Below are 21582 nucleotides of genomic sequence, written 5' to 3'. Positions count from 1 at the left end.
TCAGGCAAGTTCGATCCAGTGCTCTGCACGAGCGACCTCCATAAATTGCTCGATGTCGTCGCCCAGTTCGGGAACACCGGGGAACTGTTCCTCCAGTTTCAAAATGATGGCCGCCACGCTGCGTTCGCCATCGATCAAGCCACCAATCAACGCCGCGCTGTCGTTGAGTTTGATCATGCCTTCGGGGTATAGCAGCACATGGCCTTTTTGCGCGGGCTCGTATTGAAAGCGGTAGCCGGGGCGCCAGGCCGGGATTTTGCTGCGGTCGAAGCTCATAGGGTGATTCCTTTATGCCAGACGCGCTGGTTGGTCACGCTGTGGTAAGGCGGGCGGTCAAGCTCGTAGGCCATGGTCATGGCGTCGAGCATGCTCCAAAGAATGTCGAGTTTGAATTGCAGGATTTCCAGCATGCGCTGCTGGCCTTCCCACGTCGTGTAGTGCTGCAAGGTGATGGCCAGCCCGTGTTCGACATCGCGCCGGGCCTGACCCAAGCGGGTGCGGAAGTACTCATAGCCCGCCGGGTCGATCCACGGATAGTGCTGTGGCCAGCTGTCGAGGCGGGACTGGTGGATTTGCGGGGCAAACATTTCGGTCAGCGAGCTGCTGGCGGCTTCTTCCCAACTGGCGCGGCGGGCGAAGTTGACGTAAGCATCCACGGCGAAACGCACGCCGGGCAGCACCAACTCCTGGGAGCGCAACTGGTCGGGGTCCAGGCCCACGGCCTGCCCCAGACGCAGCCACGCTTCGATGCCGCCGTCCTCGCCGGGGGCGCCGTCGTGGTCGAGCAGGCGCTGAATCCACTCGCGACGCACTTCGCGGTCCGGGCAGTTGGCCAGAATCGCAGCGTCCTTGAGCGGAATATTGACTTGATAGTAGAAGCGGTTGGCGACCCAGCCCTGAATCTGTTCGCGCGTGGCGCGGCCTTCGTACATCGCCACCTGATACGGGTGATAGATGTGGTAGTACGCGCCTTTGGCCCGCAGCGCGGCTTCGAACTCGGCGGTAGAGAGTGGGGCTTGAGTCATCAGGTGCCTCCAAATAAATGGGTTTTGTAACCGCTGCCGCAGGCTGCGATCAGGGCCGCAGGGCCTTCAAAAAAACGGGGCAGCGGCTACAAAGGTTTGCGTGTTACAACTCGATACTCATGCCATCAAAGGCCACTTCAACCCCCCGACGGGCCAGTTCGGCGCGTTCGGCGGAGTCTTCGTCGAGGATCGGGTTGGTGTTGTTTATGTGGATCAAGACTTTGCGTTGCTTGGGCAGTTGCTCAAGCACTTCGAGCATGCCGCCGGGGCCGTTCTGCGCCAGGTGGCCCATTTCACGGCCGGTACGCGTGCCCACGCCACGGCGCTGCATTTCGTCGTCGTCCCACATCGTGCCGTCGACCAGCAAGCAATCGCTGCTGGCCATGATCTCCAGCAGCGGAGCATCGACTTTGCCCAGGCCGGGTGCATAGAACAGCTTGCCGCCGGTGCGCAGGTCTTCAACGATCAGGCCGATGTTGTCACCGGGATGCGGGTCGAAACGGTGCGGCGAATACGGCGGCGCGGCGCTGCGCAAGGGCAGTGGACTGAAGCGCAGGTTCGGACAGGCGGCGATGGTGAACGAGCCTTGCAGCTCGATGCGTTGGCGGTTCAAACCGCCATTCCAGTGTTTGAGCATGGTGAACAGCGGGAAGCCGGTGCTGAGGTCTTCATGCACCATGTCGGTGCACCATACTTCATGCGGGCACCCTTCGCGCAGGCTCAGCAGGCCGGTGGTGTGGTCGATCTGGCTGTCCATCAAGATGATGGCGCTGATCCCGGTGTCGCGCAGGGCGCGGCCCGGTTGCAGGGGGGCGAAGCTTTGCAGCTGGGCGCGAATGTCGGGCGAGGTGTTGCACAGCACCCAGTTCACGCCGTCATCGGAGATCGCAATCGAGGACTGGGTGCGGGCCGTGGCGCGCAGGCTGCCATCACGAAAACCTGCGCAGTTGACGCAGTTGCAGTTCCACTGTGGGAATCCACCGCCAGCGGCGGAACCTAGAATCTGGACGAACATGGGCGGCTGTTCTCTTGCAAATCTGAAAATAAAAACGCCCCGGCGAACCGAGGCGTTGGGTTGCTCTGCTCAGTAAAAGCGGCAGATCAACGGCTTGCGAAGTACATGGTGACTTCAAAGCCAATGCGCAGATCAGTGAAAGCAGGTTTAGTCCAAGCCATGAGGTGACTCCTTAGCAGTGGGTGGGTGGGGTGTCTTTAACTTAGTCCAGCTCCCGAAGGAGATGTTCAGATGCTTAGGTGGCTATGTTACTAAATTTGACAGTGGCTGAACGACCAAAGTCGAAGAAAGCTCATTACACCGTTGGTAACGATCAGCTTCGTCCTCGATTAAACGTTTCAGTTTCGGACGACGTGGCCAGGCACAGCCAGTCGCAATTGGGCTGGTTGATGCGCTGAGCTGCGTTGAGTGTAGTGCTTGGTTCGAGCGCCATAAGTGCGGTGTAGAGCGCTTTGAGGTAATCCGACGAATGGCCCGCTTGTTTGGCGTGCCATAGCAGATCGCGAGCATCGGCCATGCTCAGAGCCTCTGTCGAAAACTGTTGGGCCAAGCTGGTGCGTGCCTGGATGAAGGAAGTTTCATCGAGCGTTGATACAAGCGTCGGCAGTTGTTCGATGAACTGTCTGATCTGCTCAAAGATTTCTGTCGTTGCTGCGTACGGGGATTGCACGCCGAACAGCAAGCCGGTGCGCCCGTTGAATTGGCGCAGGCCGCTGAAGACGGCATAACCCAGTTGCAACTCAACGCGCAGGCGCTGATAGAACGGCTGTTGCGCAAGATGGGCGAGCAAGCGCCATGCGGCTTCATCAGCGATATCGGCGGTGGGCGCTGGGCAAAACAGCAACACGGCGTGCTCACTCGATGCACAAGGTTCGGTGTGCCACTGCCGCGTGCGCATGGGCGCAGCGGCGGGGGAAAGGTCCGTATCCGGTATGCCGGGGGCCTTATTCAATATCGCCGCGATCAAGGTTTGAGTACGGGTAGCAAGGCCCACAGCCAACCCATCCCAGCGCGCCGAGGCCCAACCTTGTTGCAGGTCGTTGATGGCAGGCAGCGCTTGTGCCTGACACCGTTCGGGCAGGCGCTTGAGCAAGTGGCGAATAGGCATCAGCGGCGCCTCAGGCGAACCTTGAGCCTGGTGTTGCACGGGCGCGTCAAGTGAACGCAGCACGTGTTCAAGAATGGTCGGCATGGGTTCTTGCACGCCGCGCATATTGAGCAGCCAGTCATTGCCCTGAGCGTTGAGTGATAGCTCAACCCCCGCGTGATGTGCGTCCTGCTTTAGGGTTTGCAGTGAGTGCTGAACCTGCGACAGAAACGCCGGTTCGTGGGCTGTAGCGAAATGCCAGCGCAGGCGCAGGGCGGCTTCGTCGCTGTCAGTGGGCATCGCTGCGCTGAACGTCATGGCCGACCTGTCGCGGCGGCTGCGTAAGCGATCTTGGGCGAAGGTGCGCAGGCCTCGGTGGGCGCTGGTTTGTCCGCGAATAAGGCCAGCGTTCACGGGCTCTTTCTCCGATGTCAAAAATGGGTTGGGGGTGGGCAATTGCCAGTCATGCTGGCACGTTGTCGGCGCCACAGGCTGTATTTGCGTCAGAATCGCGCGCAGCGCTTGCACACCCTGGTCTGACAAGTGTGATGCACATTGCTGACCCTCAATGCGGGCCAATGCCAGTGCGCTGCTGACCTGCTGCTGACGTTGGTGCAGCAAGCGGTACTCTTCACGCAGTGCAGACCACGGCTGCTTGGCGCTGAAAAAGGCCAGCCAGCCGTCGAAGGCGTCGCTTATCTGCTGGGTCTGCGGCGCGCTGTCAGCCGGTGTTGTGAGCGCGATGTTAAGAAGCGCCTGGCCGTCGAATGGGTACACCACGCTGGCATTGAGGGTGTCGATCAGGTGTAGCTGACGCAGCTGTGCGGCAAGCCCGCCGGGTTTGTCGGCATTGATCCAGTGACACAAAAACGCCAGCGCTTGGTCGCTCGCAACTGGCAAGCGTTCCATCGCCAACATCAGGTTCAGGCGCCGGCCGTCAACGTGTTGATAACGCTGTTTACCAGTCACCAACAACGGGGGCGGTGAACACTGGCGCACGGGTTCGCCACGTGTGAGGGGCGCGCTGTGGCGTTCAGCCAGCGTGATCAGTTCTTCAAGGGATTGTGGACCCACCAGGGTTAACGTCATTTGCCCGGTTTGGTAGTACTGCTCATGGAAGTCTTTCAACGCCTGCTGAAAGGCCGCGCGCGGGACCGGCAAGCTATAGCGGTTACCCGCGTGGAAGGCGCGCAGCGGGTGCGCCGGATTCAGGGGTTGAAACAAGCGTCGCTCATGCTGCGTCGATGGCTCACGCACCCATGCGATAAATTCGGCGTGCAACACTTCGCGTTCGCGCAGTTGATCCGCTGTATTCATGCGCGGGTGAGCAAGCATGTCGCACAGACGCTCAAGTCCGCCCTCAAACGCAGCGGGTGGCAACTCAAAAAAGAAGTCGGTATGGCGCTCGCTGGTGCGGGCATTGATATGCCCCCCCTGCTGTTGCACATAGGCCATCAACCCCTGCGCGGGGGGGAATCGGTCCGTGCCCAGGAACAGCAAATGCTCCAGAAAATGAGCCAGCCCAGGCCAGGCTGCGGGCACGTCATGACTGCCCGCAGCAACCCGCAAATAGGCGGCGCTGTGCTTGAGCCGGGGTTCATGACGCACGGTCAGCGCCAGACCGTTGTTACAGGTCAGGCGAGAAGCGTGAGGAGGGTTGGGCGCAGGCATGGGCACTTCCGTAACAGAGAAGCGCTCATGCTAGCGGATTACGAGCAATCAGCGCGCATTCAGCGCACGGTAAAGTTCAGGCCGGCGGTCGGCCAGGTAGTTGTTCCCAGCCTTGGCGGCAGTCATGTGCTGGTGCTCAAGGGTGGCGCTGATCAGGCTTTCATCCTGCTCAGCCAGGGCGATTTGCGTGCCATCGGGCGCGGCGATGCTACTCAACCCGCAGTAACGAATATCGCCTTCGTGACCACAGTAGTTGGCGTAGGCGACGTAGCACTGATTCTCGAACGCGCGACTGCGCACGGTGACAGTGGCGATGAACTCGTAGGGCTCCATGTTGGCGGTGGGCACCACGATCAACTCAGCCCCCGCCAGTGCCAGACGACGGGTGTTTTCCGGGAACTCCAGGTCGTAGCAAATCAGTACGCCGAGCTTCCAGCCATTGAGTTCGATGACGGGAAACGCGTCGGGACCCGGGCAGAACATGTTTGTGTCGAGTTCGCCAAACAAATGGGTTTTGCGGTAGTTGAGCACGCGCTGGCCGTGGGCATCGATCAATTGCACGCTGTTATAAATGCTGCCCAGCGCGTCGCGCTCGGGGTAGCCATAGGCGATGGCCATGTTGCAGGCTTTGGCCAACTCTGCAATCTGCCGGGCCGCGTCGCCGTCTTGGGCTTGTGCCAATCGGGCCACAGCCTCTGCGCCAATGTTGTAACCCGTGAGGAACATTTCGGGCAGCACCAGCAGATCAATGCCGTTGTTTTGCTGCGCGACGAGACTCAGGCGCTGCAAGTTACCGGCAACGTCCAGCGGCAGCGGTGGGCATTGGTAAAGGGCGACGCGCATGGGGTTCTCCTGTGTGCATGTGTGCATGTGTGCAGGCGCGAGCAAGCGGGCGCCTACACAGGTGTTTCAAATTAGTCCGGCAGGGCGATCGGGCCGATGTCGTGAAACACGTCGCCCGGACCAGGGTTGTCGGCATGGGTGTTACCGCCGAAGTGGGTCATGATGCCCCAAACGGCGTTCAATGACGTCTGTACTGCGCCTTCAACCCATGCCGGTGTCCACGACACATCGTCCCCTGCAATGAAGATCCCGCGTTGGTCGTCGGGGATGTCCTGCTGCATGAAGTGCGCATACATGCGCTGGTTGTAGCGATAGTGGCCAGGTAGCGCACCTTTGAAGGCACCCAGGAAGTGCGGGTCGGCCTCCCATGACACGGTGATCGGGTCGCCGATGATGCGGCTGGCAATGTCGACCTTGGGGTAGATTTTTTTCAGTGAATCGAGTGCCAGCTTCACGCGTTTTTCAACGGGGTGGGGGAGCATTTTCAACGCATCGCTCATCCACGCGTACGACAGGCAAATGACGCCCGGTTTATCGTCGCCATGGTCGAACAGATAGGTGCCACGGGTCAGGCGATCCGTGAGGGTCATGCTCATCAGGTCGCGACCGGTGTCAGGGTCTTTGTCTTTCCAGAACGGGCGGTCAACCATGACGAAGGTTTTGGACGATTGCATGTAGCGCGTACGGTCGAGAGCCATCCACATCTTTTGCGAGAACAGCGATTCTTCGCATTCGATCTGGGTGGTCAGCAGCCAACTTTGGCAGGTCACAAGGACCGCTTCGTAAGGGCGGGTTACACCCAGGATGTCGGTGACAGAAAACTGCCCGTCCTCTGTGCGCGAAATCGCTTTGACACCCGTGCGTGGAGCACCGTGGTGCAGCGAACTGAGGCTGGTGCCTTCAGGCCAGTGGGCGCAACGCTGCGGTGCATGGCGCCAGATGCCCAGCGGTACTTGCTCAACGCCGCCCACCACCAGGTGCTGATGGTCATCGCAGTTGGTCATGACCACGCGGAAGATTTCGAGCATCGAGTTGGGGAAGTCGGAGTCCCAGCCGCCGGTGCCGAAACCGACCTGGCCAAACACTTCGCGGTGTTGGAACGAGAGTTTGGCGAACGCTTTGGAGGTGGCCACAAAGTCATAGAACGTGCGGTCATCCCACAAGGGAACGAGGGTATTCCACAGTTCTTTGAGACGCGGGACGTCGCGATCACGGATCGCTTGTTGAATGTCACCAAAGCGCGAGCCTTCTTCCAGCGCGTCCGCCCAGGCATCCGCAACTTCTTGGAATAACGCAGGCAAGTCGGCCAGTTTTTGTGCGTAGAAGGTCTGGCCTTCGAGGTCGATCACCGTGCTGCCGGACGCGGGTGTCAGCGGATTGGGGAAAGGTTTGGTCTCAAGCCCCAGCTTATCGACGTAGTGGTAAAACGCGGTAGAGGACACCGGGAAGCGCATGCCGCCCAATTCGGCGATCACCCCCTCGCTGCCCTCGAAGGCTTGGGAGCGCAGACGCCCGCCCATTTTCGAGGCTTCATACACCACGGGTTTGAGGCCCAGCTTCATCAGTTCATACGCCGCAACCATCCCGGCCATGCCTGCCCCGACAATCGCCACCTCCGCGCCCAACTTGTGCGTGGGAATACTGCCCAAACCTGCCGGGTGTTCAATCCAGTCATCGAAGGCAAACGGGAAGTCCGGGCCGAAAATCGTGACTGGTTTTTTGCCATCATGGGGGTGGCGATTATTCTTGTTCATGGCTGACCTTGCTGGCGACCCGCGCATAACGCTGAGTATAGGAAAATACAGGCAACATGATAGGGAGCGCGCAACACATAAATAAGACGCAAAGTGTCGTCGTTATGCTTTGTTTTTAGGCGTTATGACGAAAGCTGTAGGCGAAATGCAGTGCGCGACAGATAAAAAGGCTTATCCGCGATCGACTTTGCTGCTGAGAATGATCGAGGTCGTGGTTTTCTCGACACCTTCGACGCTGCCGATCTGATCCAACAATTGATCCAGTTGCTCTGGGGATTCGCTGCGCAGCCACGCCACATAATCAAACTCACCGCTGACCGCACACAGTTGCTGCACTTGCGCCATAGCACTTAATCGCCTGACCACCTCCTTGCCTGAGCGCGGTTGAACAGTGATCCCCACATACGCTTGCAGTCCGCCATCAATCAGGCGTTGCCCCAGCCGAACGCCATACCCGGTAATCACGTTGTTTTTTTCCAGCCGTGCCAGCCGCGAGGTCACGGTCGTGCGTGCGATGCCCAACTGACGGGCGAGCATTGCCACACTTTCACGGGCATTGAGCTGCAAAGCGGCAATCAACTGTCGGTCAATTTCATCCAGTGCGGGCGGGCGAATGTCTGGCAAGAGAGGCTCCAATGACGTCAGCAATATGGGTCGGCCATGGTACAGCGCTTGAGGGTGGGAGCGTCCAGCGGAGGACTCATACAGGGCGCGGTCTGGGGGTGTGATTGCACTAGCCCTCGGGTTTGCACAAAAAATCTAGGCAAAGTCCGTCTGCGGGAGGGGGATAAGTGCTTTTTCTTTGGTTTTTTATTGCTGATGCGATTTTTTAACCGCTGACCCAGCCGGACATTGGAGTGACTGGGTGGAGCCACCCAAGTTTCGACCGATGTAAAAAAGCCCTTACTTGAGGACTAGGGACGCAGGCGGTTTAGTGAGGTCAGTTGGCGTATCGAAATTCTCGACCGAGGCGCCCCAGGTACAACATCAATTCATTATTTCGGCTCTGCTGGTGAGCATCGGGCATGAGTATCCCGATGATGCAAAACTTGTGGTATTCCATTAGGCCACGTGCGTAAACCAGCGCTACGTCATTCTCAGGTTCACCCATGCGGCACTTTCGGTCCATTTGTCGCTGCCGCTTCTTGAAGGTGCGAGGCGGGATGCACAGGTGAATATGCTCAATACACCCGGCAATTTCGCGGGGCGAGCCATACTCTGCGTCATACCCGAAATAGTGGGGAAGGTCTTCGCGCATGGACTGTTGATAACGGCGGAAGTCATCAAGCAGTACATTCATCAGATCTGGATGGCTGACCTCAAGAGGCTTGAAAAAAAGATCGTAGGTGGCTGGATGAAAGCAGACGTCTACTGGCTCCATAGATTAAGAACTGTAGTTCGTTGCGACCGCTCGACCCTGTTTTGCCAGGGCAACAAGACCATTAGGGTCTATAACACTGATAAAGGTTTTAGAAGGCGTCGAGGCTTGACGGATCTGATGCAGGTTTCTATCGGCCTTGTAACGAGCCTCGGCAATGGCAGTCAGCAGTTTGTCGCCGCCGTCAGCCCCTAAATCACTATTGCCCCTGTAAGGTTTTAGAAGGGACAGTATCTGACTGAGCAGAGCTTCTGACAGTCGATATTTGATCTCGAGTGCATCAAGAACCTTCACCTGCAACGGCCCGTTGTATAGGCGATCCAAAGTGACGTTAAGCTCTTCCACCGCTGTGAGGAACTGAGGAAGTGTGTCCAACAACTCTCGCTTGGAGCTAGAGGACTCAAGCTGAGACAAGATCGTTTCTGAGTACGGTTGTAGTTGGGCCCCTGAAGCGTTCAGGTCTGCGGTAAAGAAACAAGCAGATGCCAGCATAAGGCACGCTGTAGAAACAGTGTCCCGTAACGCATTTTGCTTTTGTGGGGGTAATTTCGTAGTCATTCTTGATGTCCTTTGCTGCGTGTCGCATGGCAGCTGAATGCGCTAATCATTTCATTGTTGATCGGGCTTTGCCACCACCCTCCGATGGGCGTAATAGCAGGTTAGTTTGCTGCGTATTGAAAAGGCTTCACGGACTCACAAGGTAATGGTTTTTAACACCCCCTCCATGAGCGTGGCCATACCCGCGTTGGCGGTAAATGCTGCCGCATTGCTGGGCAATGGCGTCGGCCCATGCGTATGCCCGGCCAGTTGCGTGTTCATCTGTTGCACCAGATCGAGCAAATCACACACCACCTGGAACAGGTTCACGTTTCCGACCCGATCCAGTTTTTGGGGGCTACCAACCGTTGGCTAACCCCCGCCACGCTTTTACGCAGCCCTTCGATTCGTTCCTGCATGTCGCCACCCACGGTGGCGTTGTGCTTGCGCCCCGCCACTATATTGAAGTCCCGGCCGGTCGCTTGGTGCAGATCATCCACAGTCGCCAGGCTCGCAGATCTGCCCGATAGCAGCTTGAGCGCGCCCAGCGCTTCTATTTTCTTGATTCCGCCCACTGATTCGGTTGAATGGTCGTCTACCGTCCTGGTGTGGTTCTGGAAGGTCTCGGTGTAGTCCAGGGCTTCGACTTCGCGCTCGATCGCTTTGTCCTGGATCTTGCCATCGGTTTGGCGCAGCCAGTTATCGTCGGCATCGACCCGCTGCTGGCACGCTTCGCTGTGTTGCCAGACCTGATCCCCTTTCGGGACTTTGGGCATGCTCAGGCCGTGCTGGAGAATGGTTTGGATGTAGGGCTTGTGCGGCAGGCCGTAGGCGAAGCACACCACGACTTGGGTGCCTTCTTCGGGGAAGGCTAGATGCCCATTTCCTCACCGCCTGTGGGCAGCGGCAGCGGGACTCCGGCCAAGGTAGGCAGTTGGGTGTCTGGCTCGCCGTCTGGCCCCATGACCTCGATGTCGACTGCATAGCGCGGGCGGAAGTCGTCGCAGATCCCTGCGCCGCTCGGGGCATCGGCCACCGCGACCAGCTGGTAAGTACTCCAGAACGAAACCAGGGGCGGGCTTTACCAAGCCGGACGAAGACCCGAACCTGACGAAAAATTGGCTGTGAGTCCAGCTATCCAAAAATGAAATTGGACAAATCTTGGACGGAACCACTTTTTTGCAATGTTCCGGCTTCAACTTTTCAAACCCCAGAAACACGAAAGCCGCGCAGTGCGCGGCTTTGAGTATGGTGGGCCCAGTAGGACTCGAACCTACGACCAAGGGATTATGAGTCCCCTGCTCTAACCAACTGAGCTATAGGCCCTCAGTAGGTCGCGGATTATAACGATGGTTTCTCTACAGTGCTATCCGAAAAGTCTGAAATAGGGATACGAAGAAATGTCGCAGCGAATTCTTCTGCCGATAAAGGCACGCTGACGATGTAGCCCTGAATTTGCTCGCAGCCTGCCTGGGCCAGGAAGTCTTGTTGGGCGAGGTTTTCTACGCCTTCTGCAATGACGGTGAATTGCATGCTGCGACCCAAGGCGATGATTGCGCGCACGATGGCTGCGTCATGTGGGTCGTCCGGCAGCCCGCGGATGAAGGATTGGTCTATTTTCAGGGTGTCCAGCGGCAGTCGCTTGAGGTAACTAAGCGAAGAGTAACCGGTGCCGAAGTCGTCGATGGCCAGTTGCACGCCCAGGCGTTTGAGTTGGTGCAGCACTTTAAGCGCTTCTTCGGTTTGGCTCATGATGAAGTTTTCAGTGATCTCCAGTTGCAGGCAGTCGGGTTTCAAGCCGTGACTGTTGAGTAACTGACGGATGCGTGCGACAAGGCGAGGCTGGTGCAACTGGGCGCCGGCAAGGTTAACCGACACCGGGCCAAAAGGTTCGTAACCCTGATTCCAGATGTTTAGTTGCGCGCAGGCGTGCTCCAGTACCCAATCGCCCACCTGGATGATCATGCCGTTTTCTTCGGCCAGATGAATAAAGCGCTCGGGTGGGATAACGCCCAGCGTGGGATGAGTCCAGCGAATCAGTGCTTCGGCGCCCACCAGCGTGAAATCAAGCAGGCTGATTTTGGGTTGATAGAACAGGGACAGCTCATTGCGTTCTAGGGCGCGCCGCAGCTCTTGCTCAAGCACCACGCGCTCACGCGCTTGTGAGGTGAGGTCGTGGGTGTAGCGCTCGACACGGTTGCGGCCTTTGAGTTTGGAGCGGTACATGGCGGCATCGGCGTTTTTAACCAGTGTGGCAACGTCGCTGCCGTCCTCCGGGTAAACACTGGTGCCGATGCTGGCACTGATAAACAGTTCGTGTTCGCCAGCAGCGAAGGGCGCGTTGAAACACGTCAGCAGCTTGTCGGCAATCAGCTCGGCATCGTGGGGTTGGTGCAGGCCTGGCAGCAGGATGATGAATTCGTCGCCGCCCAGGCGGGCGACGGTATCGATATCGCGCAATTGCTCTTTCAGGCGCGCTGCGATGCCCTTGAGCAAAAGATCGCCGACGGGATGGCCCAGGCTGTCGTTGATGTTTTTGAAACGATCGAGATCCAGAAACAGGACGGCGCCGCATTTTCCTTGTGCACTGTGCTCGTTGAGGGCGTGTTGCAGTCGGTTTTCGAACAATAAGCGGTTGGGCAAACCGGTCAACGGGTCGTGATGGGCTTGATAGTCAAGGCGCGCCTGGGCGTGTTTGAGGCTGGAAATGTCGGCAAACACGGCCACAAAGTGGGTCACGATATTTTCGGTAGTGCGCACCGCGCTGATGGTCATCCAACTGGGGTAAAACTCACCATTTTTGCGTTTGTTGCAAATTTCGCCCTGCCAGTGGCCTTCACTTGTGAGTTGGTGCCACATCGCGGCATAGAACGCGCTGTCGTGCTGGCCGGAGGCAAGTATCCGGGGCGTATGGCCTAATGCTTCACGTTCGCTGTAGCCAGTGATTTCACTAAAGGCGCGGTTTACGGCGGTGATTTTTTGCTGTGGGTCGGTGAATAAAATACCTTCGGCCGTGCTTTCAAAGACGGTGGCCGTTTGTTGCAGTTTTTCCTGCATGTGTTGGCGTTCGGTGATGTCGCGGGCGATGGTCAGCATGCACGCTTCGCGGCCTATCATCAGCGGACGGCTGGAAACTTCGCACAAGCGAATGCGGCCACTTTTGTGCCGCAGGTTGCACCTGAAATCCCGGACAAAGCCATTTTGTTTCAGCAATGCCAATAATTCATTGCGCTGGTGCAGGTCGGCCCAAATCTTCAGGTCCAGGGATGAGCGGTTCAGCGCGCTGGCCGTGTCGTAGCCGCTCAGCCGGCTGAAACCCTCATTGATTTCGATCAGCAGGCCATCGCTTTGGCGGCTCAACAATAAGCCATCGGGGGAGGCGTGAAAGGCTTTGGCGAACTTCTCTTCCGACAGGCGTAGGGCTTCTTCGGTGTGTTTGGCTTCGCTGATGTTGATCATGAGGCCGCGCAGAACGGGTTTTTCGTTGTGGTGGGTGAGGCTGATGATGTCGCGTAGCCACAGGGTTCTGCCGTCAGCGGTGAGTACGCGATAGTCGATGCTGTGGTCGCGGCCCGCGCTGATCTCCTGGTTGCAGAAAGCTTGGGTTCGCTCCAGGTCATCGGGGTGAACGATTTTGGCCCAGAAACCTGGTACTAACCATTCTGCCAGCGGGTAACCAATTAACGCTTCGGCTTGAGGGGACACGTAGGTGTAGGTGTAGTCATCCAGATTCGCCTCCCATGCAATAGCCGACAGACTCTCGACCAGCCCTCTGTAGCGGTATTCGCTGCTACGCAGTTCTTGTTCAAGGGCGATACGGCGGGAAATTTCGGAGCTCAGGCGTCGGTTGATCCGAATTACCACCACCAAGACGCTGACCAACAACAGGATGCCCGGCAATACATAGAGCAGCACGCCGCGCCACAGGGAGCCGTAGTCGTTAGTGTTGCCGATCCAGCGTTCCTGGATGGCCTGGAGTTCGCCTGGGCTTATATCAGCCATGACTTTATCGAGCAGGCGCAGCAAGACGGTTTGATCTTTAGGCACGGCCATTGCCAATTGATAGCGATAGGGCGTTTCGCCACTGACGTACAAACCATCCAGTTTGAGTTGGCGCAAGCTCCACACACTGGAGGCCAGATCGCCGACCATCGCATCCACCTGGTCGGTGGCCAATGCTTGCAATGCGGAGCTGACATTGGGCAGTGCCACCAGATTCAGGTCGGGGTGTTGGGCCTGAAGCAGCTCGTGGGGGGCATAGTTTTCAACCACTGCGACTTTTAAACCGTACAGGTCTTTGATGGTTTTTGGTGAAGCCCCGCCTTTGTGCGCCAGGATCACTATCGGGAAGTCGAGGTAGGGGCGGGTAAAGGCCAGGCTTTTTTGCCGCTCGGGGGTCGACATGATGCCGGGCAGCCAATCCAGATTGCCCTCTTTGGCCAGCGTTAGCACGTTGCTCCAGCTGTACGGCTCCACGGGTTTTATCGTTACGCCGAGTCGGTCTTTAATCAGTTGCACGTAGTCCGCAGCAAGACCGGTGTAGAGACCTTTGTCATCGCGGAATTCGAAAGGCGGCCACGTAGCATCGATCCCCAGGCGCAGCTCAGGGTGGTTATCCAGCCATTGGCGTTCTTCATCGGTCAGCGTCAGGGCGTTTGCCGTTGCCGTCCAGGCGATGAACAGTAAGCAGAGGGGGGCTATCAGTCGGGGCATGCGCGTCTCGCTCTACGCTCGGGTGAGTCGAGTGTAGACGGGGGCAGGGCGCGAGGATGTGCAGAGGGAAAAAGAAGGCGAAGCGTGTGGCGGGCACATAGCAAAACCCCCGGCAGGGCCGGGGGTTTTGGGATCACTCGTCGAGGAAGGAGCGCAAATGCTCGCTTCTCGTCGGGTGGCGCAGCTTGCGCAGCGCTTTGGCTTCGATCTGGCGAATCCGCTCACGGGTCACGTCGAACTGCTTACCAACCTCCTCAAGGGTGTGATCGGTATTCATGTCGATACCGAAACGCATGCGCAGTACCTTGGCTTCACGGGCTGTGAGGCCGCCGAGTACGTCGCGTGTCGCTTCTTTAAGGCTCTCAACCGTGGCGACATCGATGGGCGACTGCATAGTCGAGTCTTCGATGAAGTCACCCAAGTGGGAGTCTTCGTCATCACCGATCGGGGTTTCCATGGAGATCGGCTCTTTAGCGATCTTCAATACCTTGCGGATTTTATCCTCAGGCATTTCCATGCGTTCACCCAGCTCTTCCGGGGTCGGTTCACGGCCCATTTCCTGCAACATCTGACGGGAAATACGGTTGAGCTTGTTGATCGTCTCGATCATGTGCACCGGGATACGGATGGTGCGGGCCTGGTCGGCAATCGAGCGAGTGATCGCCTGACGGATCCACCAGGTTGCATAAGTCGAGAATTTGTAGCCGCGGCGGTATTCAAACTTGTCTACCGCTTTCATCAAGCCGATGTTGCCTTCCTGGATCAAGTCGAGGAACTGCAAGCCACGGTTGGTGTACTTCTTGGCGATGGAGATCACCAGACGCAAGTTGGCTTCAACCATCTCTTTTTTCGCGCGGCGGGCCTTGGCCTCACCGATCGACATGCGACGGTTGATGTCCTTGATCTCGGCAATCTTCAAGCCGGTTTCAGCTTCCAGGGCCGACAGCTTTTGCTGGCAACGGATGATGTCCGGTTGCAGGCGACCAATGGCTTCAGCGTATTTGCTTTTGCCTTTGGCCAGCGCGTCGCTCCAGCTTTCGTCGACTTCATTGCCCGGGAACAGGCGCAAGAAATCGGTACGCGGCATACGTGCATCACGTACACACAGCTGCATGATGGCTCGCTCTTGTGCACGCAGACGCTCCAGGGCGCTACGAACACGTTCAACCAGGCCTTCGAATTGCTTCGGGACCAGCTTGATTGGCATGAACAGCTCAGCCAGGGCAACCAGCTCGGCAATTGCCTGCTTGCTGTCGCGACCGTGCTTTTTCAGGGCCTTGCGAGTGATTTCCATCTGATCGGAAACGGCGCCAAAGCGCTGTGCCGCGATGATTGGGTCGGGGCCACTTTCGACCTCTTCCTCTTCTTCGCTGGCCTCTTCCTTATCGTCCTCTTCGTCATCACCTTCGGCTTTCACCTTGGGGTCGACAGGAGGCGGAATCTCGGCTGCGGGCGGCGCAATACCGTCGTCCGGGTCGATATAACCGCTCAGGACGTCAGACAGGCGACCACCTTCGGTGGTGACACGAGTGTACTCGGAGAGAATATGGTCAACCGTGCCAGGGAAGTGCGCGATTGCGCCCATCACTTCACGGATGCCTTCTTCAATACGCTTGGCGATTTCAATTTCGCCTTCGCGTGTCAGCAGTTCTACCGTGCCCATTTCACGCATATACATGCGTACAGGGTCGGTAGTGCGACCGATATCGGTTTCTACTGCCGCCAACGCTGCGGCTGCTTCTTCAGCAGCGGCTTCGTCGGTGTCAGCATCGGCCAACATAAGGGCGTCCGCATCCGGAGCACTCTCGTGTACGGGGATCCCCATGTCATTAATCATGCGGATGATGTCTTCCACTTGCTCCGGATCTGAAATATCTTCGGGCAGGTGGTCGTTGACCTCTGCGTAAGTCAGATACTTCTGCTCACGGCCGAGGGTGATCAACTCTTTGATACGAGACTGCTGTTGCGCTTTTCCGGACATAACACCCTATCCACTGAAGGTCTTGGCGGGCAAAAAACAAGCCGAGGATTATACCTTAGCTATGACCTCACGCGCCAGTTGAGGTCGGGTTTGATGCAGGATTATTGCGACTTAGGAGGTCGCGTAACTGATTTTTCTCCTCGCTACTGAGCTCGCCTTGACGTGCTTTTCGAAGAAGTTGCTCTAAATTTCGCTCGCGTTGACGAGCTGACAAGCTTGTTATGGTGTCGAAAAACTGTTGTTCAAGGTTATCGGCATCAATTAGCCACTCCTTTTCCAGCAGCCTTTGCAGTAAGCGACCCTGTTCAGTGCCGTGCCAGCGCGACAGTAACTGGATAGAGCTTAGCTTAGGATTTTTCTGTACGGCCTCTACCAGTGCAATCAATAGCTGGTTGTTCGTCTGATCTTCGGCTGCAAAGTGCTCGGCATCCTCAACTTTTTTAGCCAGTTGAGGGTGATGCAGCAGTGTGCGCAGGGCGGTCAGGGTGGGCGGTTCAACGCCCACGGGGATCCACGCCTGTTCGCGCTCGCCGCCACGCTTGCCCTTTTTGTCCCACGGTTTGTTTTCCCACTTTTTGCCGCCAGCGCCGGTTTTTTTCGGCGTCCATTCCTGTTGGGGGATGTAGGCGTCTGGCTGCTGGAAGTCGCTGTAATCCGGCATGGCGTCGTAATCAATGCCGGGGTCGTAGGCGGGTTGCGCGGGTGGAGGAGCACTTTGCGCCAGTTGGCTGACCGCTTCGCTGTTGAGACCGGTTATTTCGCTTAAGTGCTGACGCATCAAGTTGCGCAGGTTGGCGCCGGGCACTTTATCGATAAGCGGCGCTGCCAGCGTGGCCATGTGGGCCTTGCCTTCAAGCGAGCGCGGGTCGGTTTCTTCCCTCAGTTGCTGGAAGAAGTAGTCGGCCAGCGGCTGAGCGTGCTGATTGATTCGCGCCTTGAATGCATCGCTGCCTTCGGATCGCACCAGGGTGTCCGGGTCTTCGCCTTCGGGCAAAAACAGGAAGCGTGCCCGGCGGCCGTCTTGCAAGCAGGGCAGCGTGGCTTCCAGCGCGCGCCAGGCGGCATTGCGGCCTGCCTGGTCGCCGTCAAAGCAAAACAATACGCTGGGCACTACGCGAAACAGACGTTTCATGTGCTCTTCGCTGGTCGCGGTGCCAAGTGTTGCAACGGCATTGCGCAGCCCTTGTTGGGCCAGTGCAATAACGTCCATATAGCCTTCAACCACGATAATTTCATCGAGGCTGCGATTGAATTTTCGCGCTTCGAACAGCCCGTACAGTTCCTGGCCTTTGTGAAAGACCGGGGTTTCCGGGGAGTTCAGGTATTTGGGTTTGTCGTCGCCCAGTACGCGGCCACCGAAGGCGATGATGCGGCCACGGCTGTCGCGGATCGGAAACATCACGCGATCGCGAAAGCGGTCGTAGCGTTTGCCGGTCTCTGCGTTTTCGACCAGCAAGCCTGCATCGATCATGGCTTTTTGCTGGAGCGTGTCATTGCTCAGGTGCTTGAACAGGTTGTCCCAGCCGGGTGGGGCGAAGCCCAGTCCGAAGTCGCGGGCGATCTCGCCTGTCAGGCCGCGACCTTTGAGGTACTCCACAGCCGATTTACGCGCCGGGTGGCTTTTCAGGGCTTGACGGTAAAAGTCGGCGGCAGCGGTCAGTAACGGGTAAAGCGGGGAATCGGTCGGCTGGCGTGGTTTGTGCGGGCGACCGCTTTCTTCCCGGGGGATTTCCATGCCTGCGGCTTTGGCCAGTTCTTCGACGGCCTGGGGGAAGTCCAGGTTGTCGTGGTCCATGATGAAGCCGAGAGCGTTACCCCCTGCGCCGCAGCCAAAGCAGTAATAAAACTGTTTATCCGGGCTGACGCTGAAGGAGGGGGTCTTTTCTTTGTGGAAGGGGCAGCAGGCGGTGTAGTTTTTGCCTGCTTTCTTCATTTGCACGCGTGAGCTGACGACATCGACGATATCGGTGCGGTTCAGAAGGTCGTCAATAAAGCTCTGGGGGATTAACCCTGCCATAGCGTTCTCGTCATCTCAGCGCAAAAAAATAGCCGAATAAATGGGCTTGGTCATCAGGGCGTGCAGGCGAAAGCGCTGCTCGAACGTGTGGCGTCTGCTCAGTCATGTCGGGAAGTGTATCTGTCGAAGCTCCGTAGACTCGGGTTTAAATCTGAGTGAATGGGTTCGAAAATGTCACGCTCTGAGTCCGGCATTGACCAATGGCTGGTCTCGGATAGCTCATAAGCAGGCAGGGGAGAAATGCCTTGGGCTGATCGTCTTTAAGGAAAATCAGAGGTGTGTGCTCGTCGGTAGCCTTGAAAGGCTCGTCAGTAAAGACGTGCACCGCTGGCTTATAGGCCAGGTCTGACGTGTGTAGCTTTTGTCGCGGTCGCATCTGCGGCCTTGACGATAGTGCGTGTAACTTGCTGCAACTGCCTACGGCCCGGCTTTAGGCCGGGCTTGGCAGAAGCGTGCAACGAACGTCTGTGTATTAGTACAGACGAACGGCGCGGCGCTGCTCGCGCTGAACTTTCTTCGCGTGACGCTTAACAGCAGCTGCTGCCTTACGCTTACGCTCAGAAGTCGGCTTCTCGTAAAATTCGCGGCTGCGAACTTCAGCCAGTACACCGGCTTTTTCGCAGGAGCGCTTGAAACGACGCAGAGCTACGTCGAAGGGTTCGTTCTCTTTTACTTTGACGGCTGGCATCCAGAGCTACCTTCATTCATTACCGGGGTCAACGTCTCAAGGCAAAATCGCGTTGGAAGACGTCGGTTTTTAAGGGTTGCGGATGTTAACCCCTCATCGCCCGGAATGCAAAGCCTCTGATCGAAAACCGCTGGCCGGGGGCGGTAGTGGCGACTATTATGCGCGCCTTCGAATTTAGCCTCTACAAGGCGCAAACCCATGCTAGTACTGGGATTAGAAACTTCCTGCGACGAAACCGGCGTCGCGCTATACGACAGTGAACGCGGGCTTTTAGCCGATGCGCTGTTCAGTCAGATCGACCTGCACCGCGCTTATGGCGGTGTGGTGCCGGAGCTGGCGTCACGCGATCACGTCAAACGCATGCTGCCCTTGATTCGTCAGGTGCTGGCCGAGGCAGACTGCGTGCCCACAGAGATTGACGCTATCGCCTACACGGCGGGTCCGGGGTTGGTCGGGGCCTTGCTGGTCGGGGCTTCGTGTGCTCAGGCACTGGCTTTTGCCTGGGGCATTCCGGCACTGGGCGTGCACCACATGGAAGGCCACTTACTGGCCCCTATGCTGGAGGAGCAGCCCCCCGAGTTCCCGTTCGTCGCTTTGTTGGTCTCGGGCGGTCACACGCAGCTGGTGCGCGTGGATGGCATCGGTCAATACGAGTTGCTCGGCGAGACGCTCGACGACGCCGCAGGCGAGGCGTTCGACAAGACTGCGAAGATGATGGGGCTCAACTATCCAGGCGGTCCTGAAATCGCACGTCTGGCCGCTCACGGGGTTGCGGGGCGCTTTGTGTTCCCGCGCCCGATGACGGACCGTCCGGGCCTTGCATTCAGCTTCAGTGGCTTGAAAACCTTCGCCTTGAACACATGGCAGCGCTGCGTTACGGCGGGCGATGACAGTGAGCAAACGCGCAGCGATATCGCGCTGGCGTTCCAGCAGGCCGTGGTCGAAACCTTAACCATCAAGTGCAAGCGCGCGCTCAAGCAGGCGGGCATGAAGCGTCTGGTGATTGCGGGTGGCGTGAGTGCCAATACGGCGTTGCGCGCTTCGCTGGAGAAAATGCTCGGCGAGATGAATGGCAACGTGTTCTATGCGCGTCCTGAGTTCTGTACAGACAACGGCGCGATGATTGCGTTTGCAGGTTGCCAGCGTTTGCAGGCCGGTCAGCACGAAAGCCTGGCAATCAGCGTGCAGGCGCGCTGGCCAATGGAGCAACTGAGTCCGCTGTGAGGTTGAGCGGGCCCGGCCGTTGCCGAATATGAGCTTTTTTCATTTGGCTCATTCAGAAATGCCGTTCGCGCCCGGCCAGCAGGTCGCGTAAATTGCCGCGGTGGCGCCACACAATCAGTGCGGTCAGTGCGCACATGGGCAGCAGGGCGGCGGGTTCTTGCCAGGCCAGTAATGGCAGGGTCAGAGGGGTGGCAATCAGGGCGGCGAGTGAGCTGGTGCGAGTGAGTTGAAAGGTCAGTAGCCACGCAGCTACGGCCAGCAGGGCAGCGGGCGGGTACAGTGCCAGCAGCATGCCAGCAGCCGTAGCGACGCCTTTTCCGCCCCTGAAGCGGAAGAAGGCCGGGTACATGTGGCCGATGACGGCGCAGACGCCGATCCAGGCTTGTTGCTGGAGTGCGAGGTCGAGTTGGTTGGCGAGCAAGACAGGCAGCAAGCCTTTGCACAGGTCGCCGAGCAACGTGAGGATGGCCAGTTTTTTACCGGCCAGGCGCAACATATTGGTCGCGCCCGCATTGCCTGAACCACTCATTCGCGGATCGGGGTTACCGGTCAGGCGGCTGAGCAAAATGGCGAAGGACAGCGAGCCAAGCAGGTAGGCGATAATCGCCAGTAACCAAAACATGCTAACTATTCCGGGCGAGGACGCCCTGATTCTAACGGCGCATTGCGCCCTTGTCGTGCTGCGGAGAAGAGTGCTTGGACAGAGTGTTTATCGAAGGCCTGGAAGTTGACACCGTAATCGGTGCTTATGACTGGGAGCGTGGCATCCGTCAGTGTTTGCGCCTTGATCTGAATTTTGCGTGGGACAACCGCCCGGCTGCTGCGGGGGATGACCTGACACTGGCATTGGACTACGCCAGTGTGTCGGCGCGTATTCAGGCATTTGCCGACCAGGCTCAATTCCAGTTGGTTGAAACCTTTGCCGAGCGTTTGGCCGAGGTGTTGATGAACGAATTTAATATTCCCTGGCTGCATCTCAAATTGACCAAACCGGGTGCCGTTGCGGCGGCCACTGGGGTGGGTGTGGAGATAGAGCGCGGATGTCGCTAACTCAGGTCTTTCTCGGGCTGGGCAGCAATGTCGAGCGCGAAACGCATTTGCGCGCAGGTCTTGATGCACTAGCGGGTTTTCTTCGGGGCGTGAAGTGCTCGCCGGTGTTTGAAAGTCAGCCGGTGGGGATCAAAAGCGGACCCTTTTTCAACCTTGTAGTGTCGGCTGAAACGGATCTTTCGTTGCCTGAGCTGAGTCGACGTTTGAAACTTATCGAAGCGGATAACGGACGATATGCTCAGGATCGCAAAGGTTTGCCCCTGGATATCGACGTGTTGTTTTACGGTGACCTCACGGGCAATTTCGACGGGTTGATCTTGCCGCGCGCTGAAGTTCTCACCAATGCCTTCGTGCTATGGCCGCTGTCGCTAATGGCCACGGAAAGGGTTCATCCGGGTACAGGTAAAACGCTGGGCCAAATGTGGGCAGACGCGCAAATCGACCAAGTGCTCGTACCCGCCGCATTCGAATGGCGCGGTGTGCCGTTGACGCCGGCAAACATGCTGCCCCCCTGTCCGTTGTTGTAGTCGCTGTCGAGGCGCGAGGCTGCGCGCGGGTAGCATCACCCCCGCAAGCAGCCTCGTATGACGCGTCAGCGA

The 21582-nt window shown here is 57.9% G+C and carries 18 protein-coding genes, 1 tRNA gene and 1 pseudogene; 3 read left to right on the top strand and 17 right to left on the bottom strand.

Annotation, left to right across the window (positions count from 1 at the left end):
* The 16 genes and pseudogenes from pqqD to rpsU all read right to left on the bottom strand — a co-directional run bounded on the left by pqqD (position 1) and on the right by rpsU (position 18709).
* Positions 1-276, bottom strand: a complete 276-nt coding sequence (pqqD, locus tag ACP7A4_RS05810; RefSeq protein ID WP_059765299.1) for a pyrroloquinoline quinone biosynthesis peptide chaperone PqqD — start codon at positions 274-276, stop codon at positions 1-3.
* Complete coding sequence (gene pqqC, locus ACP7A4_RS05805) at positions 273-1025, bottom strand: pyrroloquinoline-quinone synthase PqqC (protein ID WP_236442732.1); 753 nt, start codon at positions 1023-1025, stop codon at positions 273-275. The genes pqqD and pqqC overlap by 4 nt, the downstream gene beginning before the upstream one ends.
* Before the next feature lie 103 nt (positions 1026-1128).
* Complete coding sequence (gene pqqB, locus ACP7A4_RS05800; protein WP_048364209.1) at positions 1129-2040, bottom strand: pyrroloquinoline quinone biosynthesis protein PqqB; 912 nt, start codon at positions 2038-2040, stop codon at positions 1129-1131.
* A gap of 86 nt (positions 2041-2126) precedes the next feature.
* Complete coding sequence (pqqA, locus tag ACP7A4_RS05795; protein WP_082149419.1) at positions 2127-2201, bottom strand: pyrroloquinoline quinone precursor peptide PqqA; 75 nt, start codon at positions 2199-2201, stop codon at positions 2127-2129.
* Positions 2202-2353: 152 nt separating this feature from the next.
* Positions 2354-4798: a pyrroloquinoline quinone biosynthesis protein PqqF gene (gene pqqF / locus ACP7A4_RS05790; protein ID WP_426245956.1), complete on the bottom strand. Its 2445-nt coding sequence runs from the start codon at positions 4796-4798 to the stop codon at positions 2354-2356.
* Positions 4799-4846: 48 nt separating this feature from the next.
* The gene (locus ACP7A4_RS05785; RefSeq protein ID WP_059765293.1) at positions 4847-5641 is read right to left on the bottom strand and encodes a carbon-nitrogen hydrolase family protein; all 795 of its coding nucleotides are present in this window, start codon (positions 5639-5641) and stop codon (positions 4847-4849) included.
* A 71-nt stretch (positions 5642-5712) separates the two neighbouring features.
* Complete coding sequence (locus ACP7A4_RS05780; protein WP_426245954.1) at positions 5713-7395, bottom strand: flavin monoamine oxidase family protein; 1683 nt, start codon at positions 7393-7395, stop codon at positions 5713-5715.
* Between the two features lie 171 nt (positions 7396-7566).
* The gene (locus tag ACP7A4_RS05775) at positions 7567-8019 is read right to left on the bottom strand and encodes an Lrp/AsnC family transcriptional regulator (protein ID WP_048364213.1); all 453 of its coding nucleotides are present in this window, start codon (positions 8017-8019) and stop codon (positions 7567-7569) included.
* Positions 8020-8335: 316 nt separating this feature from the next.
* A complete protein-coding gene (locus ACP7A4_RS05770; protein ID WP_059765289.1) occupies positions 8336-8776 on the bottom strand; it encodes a type II toxin-antitoxin system YafO family toxin in 441 nt (146 codons plus the stop codon).
* Positions 8777-8779: 3 nt separating this feature from the next.
* The gene (locus tag ACP7A4_RS05765) at positions 8780-9331 is read right to left on the bottom strand and encodes a hypothetical protein (RefSeq protein ID WP_426245951.1); all 552 of its coding nucleotides are present in this window, start codon (positions 9329-9331) and stop codon (positions 8780-8782) included.
* 135 nt (positions 9332-9466) lie between these two features.
* Positions 9467-10382 (bottom strand): annotated as a pseudogene (locus tag ACP7A4_RS05760) (hypothetical protein).
* A 177-nt stretch (positions 10383-10559) separates the two neighbouring features.
* Positions 10560-10636, bottom strand: a tRNA-Ile gene (locus ACP7A4_RS05755).
* A gap of 15 nt (positions 10637-10651) precedes the next feature.
* Positions 10652-14023, bottom strand: coding sequence for a bifunctional diguanylate cyclase/phosphodiesterase (locus ACP7A4_RS05750; protein ID WP_426245949.1), 3372 nt, complete (start codon positions 14021-14023; stop codon positions 10652-10654).
* 133 nt (positions 14024-14156) lie between these two features.
* Positions 14157-16004, bottom strand: coding sequence for an RNA polymerase sigma factor RpoD (gene rpoD / locus ACP7A4_RS05745; protein ID WP_048364221.1), 1848 nt, complete (start codon positions 16002-16004; stop codon positions 14157-14159).
* Between the two features lie 67 nt (positions 16005-16071).
* Positions 16072-18021 (bottom strand): DNA primase, encoded by a 1950-nt coding sequence (dnaG, locus tag ACP7A4_RS05740; protein WP_059765279.1) that lies wholly within the window; start codon positions 18019-18021, stop codon positions 16072-16074.
* 472 nt (positions 18022-18493) lie between these two features.
* Complete coding sequence (rpsU, locus tag ACP7A4_RS05735; protein WP_002551877.1) at positions 18494-18709, bottom strand: 30S ribosomal protein S21; 216 nt, start codon at positions 18707-18709, stop codon at positions 18494-18496.
* A 198-nt stretch (positions 18710-18907) separates the two neighbouring features.
* Here rpsU and tsaD point away from each other — a divergent pair, with 198 nt between their 5' ends.
* Positions 18908-19933 carry a tRNA (adenosine(37)-N6)-threonylcarbamoyltransferase complex transferase subunit TsaD gene (tsaD, locus tag ACP7A4_RS05730; RefSeq protein WP_048364223.1) on the top strand — a complete coding sequence of 342 codons (1026 nt, stop codon included), beginning with the start codon at positions 18908-18910 and terminating at the stop codon, positions 19931-19933.
* Positions 19934-19985: 52 nt separating this feature from the next.
* Here the strand turns inward: tsaD and plsY are convergent, their stop codons facing one another.
* Positions 19986-20555: a glycerol-3-phosphate 1-O-acyltransferase PlsY gene (gene plsY, locus ACP7A4_RS05725; protein WP_426245946.1), complete on the bottom strand. Its 570-nt coding sequence runs from the start codon at positions 20553-20555 to the stop codon at positions 19986-19988.
* A 74-nt stretch (positions 20556-20629) separates the two neighbouring features.
* Here plsY and folB point away from each other — a divergent pair, with 74 nt between their 5' ends.
* Both folB and folK read left to right on the top strand, forming a co-directional pair.
* Complete coding sequence (gene folB, locus ACP7A4_RS05720) at positions 20630-20983, top strand: dihydroneopterin aldolase (protein WP_203301924.1); 354 nt, start codon at positions 20630-20632, stop codon at positions 20981-20983.
* Positions 20974-21510: a 2-amino-4-hydroxy-6-hydroxymethyldihydropteridine diphosphokinase gene (gene folK / locus ACP7A4_RS05715; protein ID WP_426245943.1), complete on the top strand. Its 537-nt coding sequence runs from the start codon at positions 20974-20976 to the stop codon at positions 21508-21510. The genes folB and folK overlap by 10 nt, the downstream gene beginning before the upstream one ends.
* Positions 21511-21582: the final 72 nt, after the last annotated feature.

The sequence above is a fragment of the Pseudomonas sp. TWR3-1-1 genome, from assembly GCF_049896545.1.
Classification (GTDB): domain Bacteria; phylum Pseudomonadota; class Gammaproteobacteria; order Pseudomonadales; family Pseudomonadaceae; genus Aquipseudomonas; species Aquipseudomonas weihenstephanensis.
This window is presented reverse-complemented; position numbering and strand designations above follow the sequence as displayed.

Excerpts from the sequence above, each read along its gene's own strand:
- pqqD (WP_059765299.1), bottom strand. The coding sequence starts at position 276 with ATGAGCTTCGACCGCAGCAAAATCCCGGCCTGGCGCCCCGGCTACCGC.
- pqqC (WP_236442732.1), bottom strand. The coding sequence starts at position 1,025 with ATGACTCAAGCCCCACTCTCTACCGCCGAGTTCGAAGCCGCGCTGCGG.
- pqqB (WP_048364209.1), bottom strand. The coding sequence starts at position 2,040 with ATGTTCGTCCAGATTCTAGGTTCCGCCGCTGGCGGTGGATTCCCACAG.
- pqqF (WP_426245956.1), bottom strand. The coding sequence starts at position 4,798 with ATGCCTGCGCCCAACCCTCCTCACGCTTCTCGCCTGACCTGTAACAAC.
- ACP7A4_RS05785 (WP_059765293.1), bottom strand. The coding sequence starts at position 5,641 with ATGCGCGTCGCCCTTTACCAATGCCCACCGCTGCCGCTGGACGTTGCC.
- ACP7A4_RS05780 (WP_426245954.1), bottom strand. The coding sequence starts at position 7,395 with ATGAACAAGAATAATCGCCACCCCCATGATGGCAAAAAACCAGTCACG.
- ACP7A4_RS05770 (WP_059765289.1), bottom strand. The coding sequence starts at position 8,776 with ATGGAGCCAGTAGACGTCTGCTTTCATCCAGCCACCTACGATCTTTTT.
- ACP7A4_RS05765 (WP_426245951.1), bottom strand. The coding sequence starts at position 9,331 with ATGACTACGAAATTACCCCCACAAAAGCAAAATGCGTTACGGGACACT.
- ACP7A4_RS05750 (WP_426245949.1), bottom strand. The coding sequence starts at position 14,023 with ATGCCCCGACTGATAGCCCCCCTCTGCTTACTGTTCATCGCCTGGACG.
- rpoD (WP_048364221.1), bottom strand. The coding sequence starts at position 16,004 with ATGTCCGGAAAAGCGCAACAGCAGTCTCGTATCAAAGAGTTGATCACC.
- dnaG (WP_059765279.1), bottom strand. The coding sequence starts at position 18,021 with ATGGCAGGGTTAATCCCCCAGAGCTTTATTGACGACCTTCTGAACCGC.
- rpsU (WP_002551877.1), bottom strand. The coding sequence starts at position 18,709 with ATGCCAGCCGTCAAAGTAAAAGAGAACGAACCCTTCGACGTAGCTCTG.
- tsaD (WP_048364223.1), top strand. The coding sequence starts at position 18,908 with ATGCTAGTACTGGGATTAGAAACTTCCTGCGACGAAACCGGCGTCGCG.
- plsY (WP_426245946.1), bottom strand. The coding sequence starts at position 20,555 with ATGTTTTGGTTACTGGCGATTATCGCCTACCTGCTTGGCTCGCTGTCC.
- folK (WP_426245943.1), top strand. The coding sequence starts at position 20,974 with ATGTCGCTAACTCAGGTCTTTCTCGGGCTGGGCAGCAATGTCGAGCGC.